Origin of the sequence: Kutzneria viridogrisea DSM 43870 (assembly GCF_000525635.1) — a bacterium.
In the GTDB taxonomy this organism is placed as follows: Bacteria; Actinomycetota; Actinomycetes; order Mycobacteriales; family Pseudonocardiaceae; genus Kutzneria; species Kutzneria viridogrisea.
Map to the genome: position 1 here is coordinate 3,419,312 of NZ_CP007155.1, position 12,592 is coordinate 3,431,903.

Genomic DNA, 12,592 nt, shown 5'->3' on the forward strand with positions numbered 1-12,592 from the left:
GATTCCCGCGCTGGCGCACACGAGTCCCGTTTTGGCGCACGGCGGTGTGCGTGACGGCCGGGACTCGCTGAGGGGTCAGCGCGCGGCGGTGGAGTCGCGCACGACGAGGTGGGTCGGGGCGGTGACGGTGGTCTGCATGCCCGAACCGCCGAAGGCCAGCTCCACGGCGAGCCGCCCGATCTCCTCCAGCGGCACGTGCACGGTGGTCAGCGCGGGCCACACGTCCACGGCGGTGGGCAGGTCGTCGTAGCCGACCACCGACACGTCCTGCGGCACCCGCAGCCCGGCCTCGCGCAGGGCGCTGACCGCACCGGCGGCCATCAGGTCGTTGGCGGCGGCCACGGCGGTGAACCGCTTGCCCGCGGCGAGCAGGTTCTGCACGGCCAGCTGCCCGGACCGGCGGCTGAAGTCCCCGCCGAGCACCAGGCCCTGGTCCAGCGGCACCCCGGCCTGCTCCAGCGCGGTGCGGAACCCGACGAACCGCGCGGTGGTCGTGGTCCGGCCCGCGGGACCGGTCAGGTAGGCGATCTCCCGGTGGCCCAGGTCGAGCAGGTGCTGGGTGATCGCCCGCGCCCCGCCCTCGTTGTCGATGGCGACCACGTCACCGGGTGCGGACGGACTGGGCGCGGGCCGACCGCACAGCACCAGCCGCGTGCCGTTGGTCTGCAGGCCCTTGGCGCGCGCGGCGGACTCGGTGCGGAACTCCTCGTCCTCCGGGGCCGCGCCGACCAGCACCACGGCATCGGCCCGGTGCCCGCGCAGCAGGTCGAGGAAGGCGAACTCCTGGCTGGGCTCACCCTCGGAGTTGCAGATGATCGACAGCCGCCGGGTGCCCGCGGCCGCGGTCTGGATGCCGCGCGCGATGCCCGCGAAGAACGGGTCGGCCGCGTCGTTGAGCACCACGCCCACGATGCCGCTCGTGGAGTGCAACAGGGCGCGGGCGTGCGCGTTGACAACGTAGTCCAGCTCGCGGACCGCCTGCTCCACGCGCTGCCGGGTGGCCTCGGCCACCGGATAGTTGCCGTTGAGCACGCGGGACACCGTCGCGGGCGACACCCCGGCCCGTGCGGCTACCTCGACCAGCGTCACCGGCATCGACTACCCCGTTCCATCCCTTTCCGGCCTTTCCAGCAGGTGGTCACGGTATCGGCCGAGCAGCTCGCGGAGAACCTCACCCCCCGGGCGGCGCCACAGGTCCTCGCTGAAGATCTCCACCTCGACCGGGCCGCGGTAGCCCGCCGCGTCGGTCGCGGCCAGCAGCTCGCGCAGCGGCACGTGCCCGTCGCCGAGTTGCCCGCGCCCCACCAGCACGCCCTCGGGCAGCGGGGTCACCCAGTCCGCGGCCTGGAACAGCGCGATGCGGCCCGCCGCGCCCAGCAGGGCGATCTCCTCGTACACCTGGGGGTCCCACCAGCAGTGGTAGGTGTCCACCACGACGCCGACCTGCTCGGCGGGCAGCGGCGCGACCAGTTCGCGGGCCTGCCGCAGGGTGTTCACCACGCAGCGGTCCGAGCAGAACATCGGGTGCAGCGGCTCGACCGCCAGCCGCACGCCCCGCTCGCCCGCGTACGGCCCGAGCTCGGCCAGCGCCTCGGCCACCCGCAGTCGTGCCCCGGCCAGGTCGTGCGGGCGGTCCGCCAGACCACCGCTGACCAGCACCAGCACCGGGGCGCCCAGCTCGGCGGCCTGCTCGATCGCGGCCCGGTTGTCCGCCAGCGCGGCGGTCCGCGCGGCCGGCTCGGCGGCGGTGAAGAAGCCGCCCCGGCACAGGCTCGTCACCGACAGGCCCGCCGACCGCACGAGCCTCGCGGTCCTCGCCAGGCCGTGCTCGGTGACGGGTTCGCGCCACAGACCCACATTGGCCACTCCGGCGTCCGAACAGCCGGCAACCAGTTCCGCCAACGACCACTGGCGGATCGTCTGCTGGTTGACGCTGAGCCGGTTCACAGCGTCCGCGCCCGCGCCGCGGCCAGGTCCGGGTCGTCGAACAGGTCCAGTTGCTCGGCCAGTTCGTGGCAGCGCAACAGGTGCTCGCGGGTGCGGGCCCGCTCCAGGCCTTCCAGCAACACGAAGCGGTCCTGGTGCCCGGCCAGCCAGGCCAGGAACACCACCCCGGTCTTGTAGTACCGGGTCGGCGCCTCGAACACGTGCCGGGCCAGCTCCACGGTCGGGTCCAGGACCTGTCGGAACTCCGCGGCGCTGCTCGCGGTCAGCGCCCTGGCCGCCACGGCCGCCAGCGGGTCGAACACGCCGAGCAGCGCGTCGCTGTACCCGTGCTCGTCGCCCGCGATCAGCTCCGGGTAGTGGAAGTCGTCACCGGTGTAGCAGCGCACGCCCGCCGGCAGGGCACGCCGCAGCGCCACCTCGCGGTCCGCGTCCAGCAGCGAGATCTTCACCCCGTCCACGCGATCGGCGTTGGCCCGCACCACGTCCAGGAACACCGCGGTCGCCGCGTCCAGGTCGGTGCTGCCCCAGTAGCCGCTCAGCGCGGGGTCGAACATCGGCCCGAGCCAGTGCAGGATCGCGGGCCTGCTGACCTGGCCCAGCAGCGTGCCGTACACGTGGTGGTAGTCCTCGGCGCGGGCGGCCAGCCCGGCGAGCTGCCTGCTGGCCATCAGGACCGGTTGCGCGCCAACGTCTTCCACCACGTCGAGCTGCTCGCGGTACGCGTCGAGCACGGTCTGCACCGAGTCGGCGGCGTGGAGCTGGTCGGTGCCGACCCCGCACGCGATGCGCCCGCCCACCGAGGCGGCTTCCTTGGCGCTGCGGTGGATCAGCTCGGCGGCACCCACCCAGTCCAGGCCCATGCCGCGCTGCGCGGTGTCCATCGCCTCCGCGACGCCGAGCCCCAGCGACCACAGGTAGTGCCGGAACCGCAACGTGTTCTCCCAGTCCACGGCGGTGTGCGAGTGCGCGGCCACGTGGGCCGCGGCGAACACGACCCGGTTCACAGCCGCAGCTCCGGGACCGCCAGCCGACGGCCCTCGGCGGCCGAGCGCAGCCCCAGCTCGGCCAGTTGCACACCGCGGGCCCCGGCGAGCAGGTCCCAGTGCCAGGGCTCGTCCAGCACGACGTGCCGCAGGAACAGCTCCCACTGGTGCTTGAACCCGTTGTCGAACTCGTGGTTGTCGGGCACCTCCTGCCACTGCGCGCGAAAGTCCACAGTGGAGGGAACGTCCGGGTCCCACACCGGTTTCGGCGTCACGGAGCGGTGTTGCACCCGGCAGCGCCGCAGCCCGGCGACGGCGCTGCCCTCGGTGCCGTCCACCTGGAACTCCACCAGCTCGTCCCGGTTCACCCGGGTTGCCCAGGAGGAGTTGATCTGCGCGACGACCCCGCCGTCCAGTTCGAAGATCCCGTACGCGGCGTCGTCGGCGGTGGCGGGGTAGGTGCGGCCCTGCTCGTCCACCCGCTCGGGGATGTGCGTGGCCGTCACCGCCTGCACCGTCCTGATCGGACCGAACAGCTCGCGCAGCACGTACTGCCAGTGGCAGAACATGTCCAGCACGATGCCGCCGCCGTCCTGCGCCCGGTAGTTCCAGGACGGGCGCTGCGCGGGCTGCCAGTCGCCCTCGAACACCCAGTAGCCGAACTCCCCGCGCACCGAGAGCACCCGGCCGAAGAAGCCACCGTCCAGCAGCCGCTTGAGCTTGCGCAGCCCCGGCAGGAACAGCTTGTCCTGCACCACGCCGGTCTTCACGCCCCGCTCGGCGGCCATCCTGGCCAGTTCCAGCGCCTCGGGCAGGCTGTTCGCGGTGGGCTTCTCGCAGTAGACGTGCTTGCCCGCCTTGATCGCGGCGACCACGGCGTCGTAGCGGGCGGGGGTCACCTGCGCGTCGAAGTACACCTGCACGTCGGGCTCGTTCAGGGCCTCGTCCAGCCGGGTGGTCCAGCGCGCGATGCCGTGCTGCTCGGCCAGGTGGCGCAGTTTGTGCTCCGACCGACCGACCAGCACGGGTTCGGGCAGGACCGCCGTGCCGTCTCCCAACGGGATGCCGCCCTGCTCGCGCAGCGCGAGAACGGAGCGGAGCAGGTGCTGGCGGTGTCCCATCCGGCCGGTGACGCCGTTCATGGCGATGCCCACGGTCCTGCGTGTCACGGCCTCTCCCAGGGGGTGTAGAAAAGCCTTTCTGCCGATTTACGCTAGAAGTGGCGCGAGAAGCTGTCAACAACGATCCCGATCAAGCCCCACATTGGCCCAGCGGTACCGTCTGCCTGGTGGAACAAGGGAGTACCGGGCGCTGGGCCTGGCTGGTCGGCAAGGTCGCACTCGGCGTCACCGCACTGTTGGTGTTCGGTGCCACCGGCTACGCGTGGGTCTACTACGCCGAGTTCACCGAGGGGCTGACCCGCTCACAGGCGCTGGGCTCCGGCACACCCCGGTCCACCGACGGTGCGACCAACATCCTGATCATGGGCTTGGACAGCAGGCTGGACCAGAACGGCAACCCGCTGCCGCAGGCCGTCTACGACCAGTTGCACGCGGGGGACAGCTCCAACGGCGGCTACAACACCAACGTGCTGATGGTGCTGCACGTGCCCGAGGACGGCAGCAGGGCCACGCTGGTCTCCGTGCCGCGCGACGACTACGTCGCCCTGCCGGGCAGCCCGGCGGGCCACGCCAAGGGCAAGATCAAGCAGGGCTACGGGCTGGCCAAGTACGCCCGCGAGCAGCAGTTGGCGGCCCAGGGCGTCACCGACCGGAAAACCCTTGAGGCCCAAGGCAGGGAGGCCGGTCGCAAGCAGACGGTGGACAGCGTGCGAGCCTTCCTCGGCGGCATCCCGATCGACCACTTCGTCGAGGTCACCCTGGTCGGCTTCTACGACCTGGCCCAGGCGCTGGGCTCGATCACCGTGTGCCTGCAGGGCCCCACCCAGGACAGCTACTCCGGCGCGAGGTTCGTCAAGGGGCAGCAGCAGCTCGACGCGGGCCAGGCGCTGGCCTTCGTGCGGCAGCGGCGGGACTACGTGCACCCCGAGCTGAACTTCACCGACCTGGACCGGGAACGCCGTCAGCAGGCGTTCCTCGCCTCCGCCTCGCACCAGCTCAAGAGCGCGGGCACCTTCGCCGACCCCGGCAAGCTCGCCGGGCTCGTGCAGGCCGCCAAGAAGAACATCGTCATCGACGAGGGCCTGGACCTGATGGACTTCGTGCAGCGCTCGCAGGGGCTGACCGGTGGCGGCATCACCTTCACCACCCTGCCCATCAAGGGGTTCGGCCGGATCAACGGCGAGGACGTCAACCTGGTGGACCTCGCGCTGGTCCGCGCCACGGTGCGCGAGCTGATCGGTGACCGCAAGCCCGCACCGACCACCCTGCCGCCCGCGATCGTCGACGTGGTCAACGCCGCGGGCATCGAGGGCGTCGCCGGGCAGGTGCAGAACGGGTTGGTGGGCAAGGGAATGACCAAGGGCAGCACCCACACCCACCCGCACCAGCTCGGCGAGTCCGCGCTGTACTACGGCAAGGGCGCCGACGAGGCCGCCAGGGCGGTGGCCGACCTGCTGGGCCTGAGCGCCGAACTCGACCCCGACACCACCGCCAACCACGTTCGGGTGGTTGCGGGCACCGACTTCACCCTGCCCGCCGTGCTGACCCCGACCACCAGCGCCGCGCCGACCACCTCGCGCCCCGCCGCCGCTGCCGCACCCGCGCCGGCCACCGCGCCCAGCGGGCCCATGGAGGCCATGCAGGGCGGGGACGTGCCCTGCGTGAAGTGACTCGAAAGTGCCGTATGAGACATCAGATGTCTCATACGGCAGGTGGGTTCATGTGGTGGTTGCAATGGGGGGTTTGCCGGACAGTACCCGCTGGAGTGCTTCGGCGGGGGTGATCCAGCCCAGGGTCTTGCGGGGCCTGCCGTTGAGCAGGACCGCGACGCGTGCGAGGTCCTCCGCGGAGTGCGCGGACAGGTCGGTGCCCTTGGGGAAGTACTGGCGCAGCAGCCCGTTGGTGTTCTCATTCGAGCCACGTTGCCAGGGTGAGTGCGGGTCACAGAAGTAGATCGCCAGGTCGGTGGCCAGACTGATCTCGGCATGCCGGGCCATCTCCTTGCCCTGGTCCCAGGTCAACGACCGCCACAGGTGCGTGGGCAGGGACCGGATGGTCTCGATCATCCGGTCCCGCACCCGCGCCGCGTCATGCCCGTCGGGCAGGTGCAGCAGCAGGCAGTACCGGGTGGAACGCTCGACCAGGGTCCCGATCGCGGACCTGTTACCCCGCCCCAGGATCAGGTCACCCTCCCAATGCCCGGGCACCGCCCGGTCGGCGGCCTCGGCGGGACGTTCGGAGATACTGACCATGCCCGGGATCCGGCCCGCCCCCGAGACGGGCGCACCGCTGGCCCGGCGGGGGCGGCGTAGCGCCCGCCCGGTCCGCAGACACGCCGCCAGCTCACGGCGCAACGCGCCCCGGCCCTGGACGTAGATCGACTGGTAGATCGTCTCGTGCGACACCCGCATCTCCGGCCGGTCGGGAAAGGTCGTCTCCAGCGTGGCAGCGACCTGCTCCGGTGACCAACCCCGCTCCAGCCCGGCCTGGACCCAGCCCCGCAGGACCGGGTCGGAGGCCAGCCGCGCGACCTTGGGCCGCCGGGCCCGCGCCCTCGCGGCCCGCTCCGCGGCCACCGCCCGATACCCCCGCCGCCCACCGTTACGGCCGACCTCACGACTGACCGTGCAGGCCGGACGCCCCAGACCCGCCGCGATCCGGGCGAACGAGTCACCCGCGGCGATCCCGCGGGAGATCGCCTCCCGCTCGACCAACGACAGGAACCGGTTCGACAGTGGGCGGGGCGCGTTACCGATCACCCCGCCAGCCTGCCGGAACCACCGCCGCCCGGTCTCATGACTGACCCCGACCATCCCCGACGCGGGCCGGACCGCATGACCAGCCCGGACCACCTCCCAAAACCTCACCCGCACAGCGCGGGGTAGCTGGGCCCGTCCAGTCATCACAACTCCACTCGATCACAAGCGGTGTTGCAACCACCCCCTGAACCCAAGGCACTTTCATGACATTCAGGGCGCCCGCAGGGCCTCGATCGCGCGCCGGACGCGCGGGTCGGCGGTGAACTCGGCCAGGTGCACCGGGAACGGGATCTTCCAGTTGGGGTACTCCGACACGGTGCCGGGCAGGTTGGGCTGGCGGGGCTCGCCGATCACGTCGTAGGGCGAGGCGAGCACGAACCGGCACGGGGTGCGGGCCAGCAGGGCGTGCATGGCCACGATCGTGTCCTGCTCGCTGGCGTCCTCGGTGAGCACGCCCGCACGGCGCATCAGCGCGAGCAACTCCTCGCGTTCGCGGGCGGCGTTGTCCTGTTCGGACTCGACGTCCCCGGCCAGCACACCGAGTTCGGCGCGGACCCGCACGTGCTCCCCGCGCAGGAACCCGGCCGCGGTGGGCAGGTCGTGGGTGGACACGCTGGCGGTCGCCAACTCCGGCCACCGCTGCGGCTCCAGCAACGGCTCGCCGGGCGCGTCCACGTCCCGCTCGAACCACAACACCGCCGAGGACAGCATGTTCCGCTCGTGCAGGCTCCGCGTGACCACCGGCTCCACCGTGCCCAGGTCCTCACCGACGACCACGGCGCCCGCGCGGTGCGCCTCCAGCGCGAGGATGCCGAGCATGGCCTCGGCGTCGTAGTGCACGTACGTGCCGCGGCGCGCGTCCCCGCCCGGCGGGATCCACCACAGCCGCCACAACCCCGCGATGTGGTCGATGCGCATGCCGTCGGAGTGCCGGAACACCGCGCGGACCAGGTCCCGGTACGGCCGGTACCCGGCGCGGGCGAGCTCGCGCGGGTGCCACGGCGGCAGCGACCAGTTCTGGCCCTGCTGGTTGAACGCGTCCGGCGGGGCGCCCACGGTGACGCCGGTGGCCAGCACGTCCTGCAGGGCCCACGCGTCGGCCCCGCCCGGGTCCACGCCCACCGGCAGGTCGTGCACGATGCCCACGGCCATGCCGCTGTCGCGGGCGGCCTGCTGCGCCTGTGCCAGTTGGCGGTCGCACAGCCGTTGCAGCCAGCCGTGGAACGCGATCCGGTCCGCCAGCTCGGTCCTGGCCGCCGCGACGGCGGGGTTTTCGGGGTGCCGCAAGGGTTCCGGCCAGTCGCGCCAGTCGGCGCCGTGCCGTTCCGCCAGCGCCGAGTACACCGCGAAGTCACTGTCCTCAGTGGACTTCTCCGCGTACGGCCAGAGCAGTTCCAGCGCGCCTATCTTCGCGCGCCACACCGCGTCGTAGTCGATCCGCGCCCAGTCCGGGCTCACCGCCAGCGCGTCGACCCGGGCCCGCGTGGACTCATCGGCCAGCGCGTACTCCGGCACCTCGTCCACCCGCAGGTAGATCGGGTTGGTGAACCGCCTGCTGGACGGGGAGTACGGGGAGGGCTGGATCGGGTGCACCGGCGCCACGGCGTGCAGCGGGTTGAGCAGCACCACACCCGCCCCGGTGCCGCCCGCCCAGCCGACGAGCTCGCGCAGGTCGGCCAGGTCACCGACACCCCAGGAGCGCGCGGAGTGCAGTGCGTAGAGCTGCACCATCCAGCCCCACGCCCGCGGCGGCTCGGGCAGCTTCGCGGGCGCCACCACCAGCGTGGCGGTCTGCTCGCCGACGTGCAGGGTGTGCCAGCCCAGCGGCAGGTCCGCGGGCAGCTCGCTGCCAACTGTCAACAGTTGACCGTCCTCGGTGCGGACCTGGCCGTCGCCGGGCAGCGCGCGGGTGTCGCCCGCGCGCAGCACGACGGTCGGCGGCAGCGCCTCGCCCGCGGCCTCGGCCCGCACCCGCGCCAGTTCGGCGCGAACCTGTTCCGGTGTGTCGGCCGTCACTCCGAGTTGGGCCAGCACGGCCACCACGACCTCGGCATCCACCTCCACCCTGCGCCGTTGGCTGCCCTCGTACCAGGTCGCGACCCCGTGCGCGGCGGCCAGTTCGACCAACAGATCATCCATGTGTCCACCTTGGCAGTGATCGGGCTAGCGTGAACGCCATGGACCTGAAAGCGACCCACAAGCTCGCCAAGCTGCTGGAGCCGATCCACTCCCAGATCTACTTCGCACCGGAGGCCGAGGAGAACTTCGTCGCGGCGGGGCTGCGACCGGGCCGCATGTGCTACTTCGCGGGCAGGGCCGCCCCGATGGGCGAGGTCGGACCGGGTGCGGTCGCCGCGACGTTCTACAACTTCAACCCCGAGACGGTGGCCAAGTACATCCCCAGGGCGTGGACACTGACCACACCCAAGGCCGTGGTCGAGGCTCGCTGGAAGGCCGCTGACGCCTCGCTGCGCAGGCTGCTGGGCGACGAGCTGGTCGCCTCCGCCGAGATGGCCGAGGCCGCGCAACTGGCCCGCGTCGCCAGCGAGGCCTGCACCCCGGATGGCCGCGCGCTCTACGCCGGGCACGCCGACCTGGAGTGGCCCGAGGAGCCGCACCTGGTGTACTGGCACGCCATCACCCTGCTGCGCGAGTTCCGCGGCGACGGGCACATCGCCGCGCTGGTGCAGGCCGGGCTGAGCGGGATCGAGGCGCTGATCGCGCACACCGCGGCCGGTACCGGCTTCCTGCCCGAGGCGGCCAAGTCCACCCGCGGCTGGTCCGACGAGCAGTGGGCCGCGGGCGAGGAGTCGTTGCGCGCCAAGGGCTTGCTGGACGCGGACGGTGCGCCCACCGAGCGCGGGACCGCGCTGCGCGCCGAGGTCGAGGACCACACGGACCGGCTGGACCTGGCCCCGTGGGCGCACCTCGGTGCGGAAAGGTGTGCCCGCCTGGGCGAACTCGCCCACCCGATCACGGTCACCGCGCTGAAGGCCGGGGCCTTCCCCGCAGGGGTGTTCGCCAAGAAGTGAGCCGCGCGAGGGTGCCTCGGGTTGGGCCGGGGCGCCCGCACCGCGTACCGGAACGTCCGACACGCGGTACCGCAAGCGCCGACACGCGGCACCGGAACGTCCGACACGCGCGGTCCTGGGCGGGACTCGTGCTCCGCTGGGCGGGACTCGTGTGCGGGTCAGCGGGACTCGCGGGGGTGTGTGACCCCGAACGCCGGCTGGTCCAAGCCGGCGTCCGGGGTCAGCCGCGCCGCAAAGTGGTGAACGGTGATGCCTTCGTCCATGACGAGTGGACCGGCACCAAGTCGGCTGTTGACCTCTCGCTCCGCGGCTGCCGACTCGGCCGCGGGGAACTGCTCGGTGATCCGGCTCAGCTTGGCCAGCAGGCGGTCGTGGCACAGCGCACGGCCGTCGCTCACGCGGTGGCGGACCACCTCCACCGGGGCGCAGACCTGCCACCGCAGCTCGGCACGGCAGTCGAAGCGGCCGTCGCGCTGGGCGGGCACGAAGGCCGCCAGCCGGGTGTGGTGCTCGCTGAGGTCGACCTCGTAGCGGCGGTGGTAGCGGGCCAGGATGCCCAGCCTGCCGACCTCCTCCAGCCGACCCTCCTTGGTGGCGCAGACCACTGCGACACCCCGCGGCGTGTCCGGACGGCCGCTGAACTGGATGCGGCGCACCGGCTCCTCGGCCAGGATCAACGACACCTCCTCCGGCACCGCTCAGACCAGCTCGGTCGCGGCCAGCACGGCCTGGGCCGTCAGCGGGGCGTGCACGGTGTCCTGCTCCTGCGACCAGCGCTGGGCCTGCGCGCGTACCCGCTCCTCGGCCCTGGGCGTGGTCGCCGCCTCACGCAGCAGCGCCGCGAAGGCCCGCCGCGCCAGCTCGTCGCGCTCGGCAAGGTGCGCCCAGCCGTCGAGCACCTGGGTGGACAGGCACGCGTGCTCGGGCGAGTCGAGCACGGTCCGCCACAGCTCGGTGATCACCGCGCGGTGCCGCTCCGGTTCCGCCAGCCGCAGCAGCAGCGGCCAGCGGGTGGCAGGCAGCTCCTGCGGGGCCCACACCAGGTCGGCGGCCATCAGCAGGAACGCCAGCGTGCCCGTGCCCGAGCGCGCCGCCGACGGGCTGGCCGTCCACTGCGCGAGCGTGGCCAGCACCCGGCCCGCCAGCTTGCCGGTACCGGCCTCCACCAGCTCGGTCAGGCTCGCGCAGATCGCCTCGACCACGGCCGGGTCCCCGCACTCGGCGAGCCGGTCGAACGCCTGGAACGCCGCGTCCCCTCGGTCGGCCCCGACCCCGCCGCCGTACGCCCGCACCGCGGTGGCGACCTGTTCGGCGGTGTCGGCGTAGCTCCACCGCTCCACCAGATCGCACACCGCGGCCCGCGTCGAAGGCGCGGCGTGTGAGGCGTCCAGCGCGATGGCTGCCGCCTCACGGTGGCGGGCGTCCTTGCTGCATCCCCAGGGCAGCAAGACCTGTTGCTGCAGGTAGTCGAAGTCCACGGCGGTCAGCGCGCCCGCCGCGGTGCCCGCGCGGACCCGCACCTCCTCGATCGGGTGGCCGCCCAGGTCGTGCAGCCAGTCCACGATCTCCCAGTGCGCCTCCGGGTGCTCCTGCCAGACGTGCCGCAGCACCAGGTTCGGGTACGCGGGCTCGCTGTACTCCACGACCTCCACGGGGGTGAGCCCCTGGTCGGTGCGCACGGTGGCCTTGCCGGTGCGGGCGCGCAGCCCGGTCAGCACGGTGCCGCCGACCGGGCCGTGCGGAGCGCCCAGCTTGCGGTTGAGCAGCCTGCCCACCTCGGCCACGGTGTCCGAGGGCAGGCCGTTGAGCACGGCCAACGCGATCGCCAGGCTGCGCGCCCGCTGATCGGGCAGCCCGGCGAACCAGGTGCCCAGTTCGCCGATGGCCTGCTGGGACAGCTTGGTGCGCACCGAGTCCACCGCGCAGTCCGGCTCGCGGGCGCTGTCGGCCAGCAGCCCGGCGAGCACGGCCGCGCGCCGCGGCGAGGAGTCCGGACTGGTCTCCTGCTCGATCAGCGCGGCCACGTCCTGGCGGGCCAGCAGGGCCTCGGCGGCCTTGGGCGTCGCGGCCATCCGCCACCGCAGGTGCCGGTGCACCACGGTCTCCGCGCGCGGCCTGCCGTGGATCTCGGTGAGGTGCTCGCCAAGGCCGCCGTCGGTGATGCCGAGGTCGGTGTCCACGACGACCACCAGCCGGGCGCGGGCGTGCCGCAGTTCGGTGTCCAGCCGGGCGATCTCGTGCCGGTCCAGCAGCCGGGCCAGGTTGGCCCCGCCGCCGACGAGCAGGTAGCCGTCACCCATGCCGAGCCGTTCGCGGGTGAGCCTGCGCAGGTCCCGCGGGTGGCTCAGGCAGTGCAGCTCCTCGGCCCCGGTGCGGTCCAGCAGCCGGAATCCCGTGACGTGCTTGCCGTGCCCGGTGGGTACCCGGACCACCACCAGCGGGTGCTGTCTGGCGAAGGCCACCGTGTCCTCGAAGTCGTCCGGGGGCACGAAGACGGCGCGTACCTCCTCGCGGGAGCGTTCGTCGAGCCGGTAGCTCCACCCGGCCATCTTCGGCGGGCTGACCCGGTAGGTGTGCGGTGCGGGCCGTTGCGGCGCGGTGCCGCGCTGTACGGGGATGATCTCGACGGTGCCCACGCCGAGGCTGTCCAGCCCCTCGCTGCGCCGTTCGAGTTTGGCCGCGGTGCCACCCGGGCGTGCGGCGGCCGCCGAGATGCCCTTGCGCACCGGTTCGGTCATCGCCCTCTCGAC

At 72.7% G+C, this 12,592-nt stretch carries 10 protein-coding genes; 2 read left to right on the forward strand and 8 right to left on the reverse strand.

Going from position 1 to position 12,592, the window contains the following annotated elements; all coding sequences use genetic code 11:
- Positions 1-75: 75 nt before the first annotated feature.
- Genes KALB_RS15390 through KALB_RS15405 form a run of 4 tightly spaced genes read right to left on the reverse strand, consistent with a single transcriptional unit; the run spans position 76 to position 4,072 of the window.
- Complete coding sequence (locus KALB_RS15390; RefSeq protein WP_025356604.1) at positions 76-1,095, reverse strand: LacI family DNA-binding transcriptional regulator; 1,020 nt, start codon at positions 1,093-1,095, stop codon at positions 76-78.
- Positions 1,096-1,098: 3 nt separating this feature from the next.
- Complete coding sequence (locus KALB_RS15395; RefSeq protein ID WP_025356605.1) at positions 1,099-1,947, reverse strand: sugar phosphate isomerase/epimerase family protein; 849 nt, start codon at positions 1,945-1,947, stop codon at positions 1,099-1,101.
- Positions 1,944-2,951 (reverse strand): DUF993 family protein, encoded by a 1,008-nt coding sequence (locus KALB_RS15400; RefSeq protein WP_025356606.1) that lies wholly within the window; start codon positions 2,949-2,951, stop codon positions 1,944-1,946. The genes KALB_RS15395 and KALB_RS15400 overlap by 4 nt, the downstream gene beginning before the upstream one ends.
- Positions 2,948-4,072, reverse strand: coding sequence for a Gfo/Idh/MocA family protein (locus KALB_RS15405; protein ID WP_411931170.1), 1,125 nt, complete (start codon positions 4,070-4,072; stop codon positions 2,948-2,950). Before KALB_RS15405 ends, KALB_RS15400 begins: the two co-directional genes overlap by 4 nt.
- A 146-nt stretch (positions 4,073-4,218) precedes the next feature.
- Here KALB_RS15405 and KALB_RS15410 point away from each other — a divergent pair, with 146 nt between their 5' ends.
- Complete coding sequence (locus KALB_RS15410; protein ID WP_025356608.1) at positions 4,219-5,721, forward strand: LCP family protein; 1,503 nt, start codon at positions 4,219-4,221, stop codon at positions 5,719-5,721.
- Between the two features lie 48 nt (positions 5,722-5,769).
- Here KALB_RS15410 and KALB_RS15415 read toward each other — a convergent pair whose 3' ends face one another.
- Positions 5,770-6,954, reverse strand: a complete 1,185-nt coding sequence (locus KALB_RS15415; protein WP_030111998.1) for an IS30 family transposase — start codon at positions 6,952-6,954, stop codon at positions 5,770-5,772.
- A 66-nt stretch (positions 6,955-7,020) separates the two neighbouring features.
- Positions 7,021-8,949 carry a 4-alpha-glucanotransferase gene (gene malQ, locus KALB_RS15420; RefSeq protein ID WP_025356609.1) on the reverse strand — a complete coding sequence of 643 codons (1,929 nt, stop codon included), beginning with the start codon at positions 8,947-8,949 and terminating at the stop codon, positions 7,021-7,023.
- A 38-nt stretch (positions 8,950-8,987) separates the two neighbouring features.
- Between malQ and KALB_RS15425 the strand changes: the two genes are divergently transcribed.
- Positions 8,988-9,842: an SCO6745 family protein gene (locus KALB_RS15425; protein ID WP_025356610.1), complete on the forward strand. Its 855-nt coding sequence runs from the start codon at positions 8,988-8,990 to the stop codon at positions 9,840-9,842.
- Positions 9,843-10,000: 158 nt separating this feature from the next.
- Here KALB_RS15425 and KALB_RS15430 read toward each other — a convergent pair whose 3' ends face one another.
- Together KALB_RS15430 and KALB_RS15435 are read right to left on the reverse strand one after the other, a co-directional pair.
- Positions 10,001-10,537 (reverse strand): hypothetical protein, encoded by a 537-nt coding sequence (locus KALB_RS15430; RefSeq protein WP_025356611.1) that lies wholly within the window; start codon positions 10,535-10,537, stop codon positions 10,001-10,003.
- Positions 10,538-10,540: 3 nt separating this feature from the next.
- The gene (locus tag KALB_RS15435; RefSeq protein WP_025356612.1) at positions 10,541-12,580 is read right to left on the reverse strand and encodes a hypothetical protein; all 2,040 of its coding nucleotides are present in this window, start codon (positions 12,578-12,580) and stop codon (positions 10,541-10,543) included.
- Positions 12,581-12,592: the final 12 nt, after the last annotated feature.

Bases quoted from the DNA above. Each gene is read 5' to 3' on its own strand.
- KALB_RS15390 (WP_025356604.1), bottom strand. From the start codon at position 1,095: ATGCCGGTGACGCTGGTCGAGGTAGCCGCACGGGCCGGGGTGTCGCCC.
- KALB_RS15405 (WP_411931170.1), bottom strand. From the start codon at position 4,072: ATGAACGGCGTCACCGGCCGGATGGGACACCGCCAGCACCTGCTCCGC.
- KALB_RS15415 (WP_030111998.1), bottom strand. From the start codon at position 6,954: ATGACTGGACGGGCCCAGCTACCCCGCGCTGTGCGGGTGAGGTTTTGG.
- malQ (WP_025356609.1), bottom strand. From the start codon at position 8,949: ATGGATGATCTGTTGGTCGAACTGGCCGCCGCGCACGGGGTCGCGACC.
- KALB_RS15425 (WP_025356610.1), top strand. From the start codon at position 8,988: ATGGACCTGAAAGCGACCCACAAGCTCGCCAAGCTGCTGGAGCCGATC.
- KALB_RS15435 (WP_025356612.1), bottom strand. From the start codon at position 12,580: ATGACCGAACCGGTGCGCAAGGGCATCTCGGCGGCCGCCGCACGCCCG.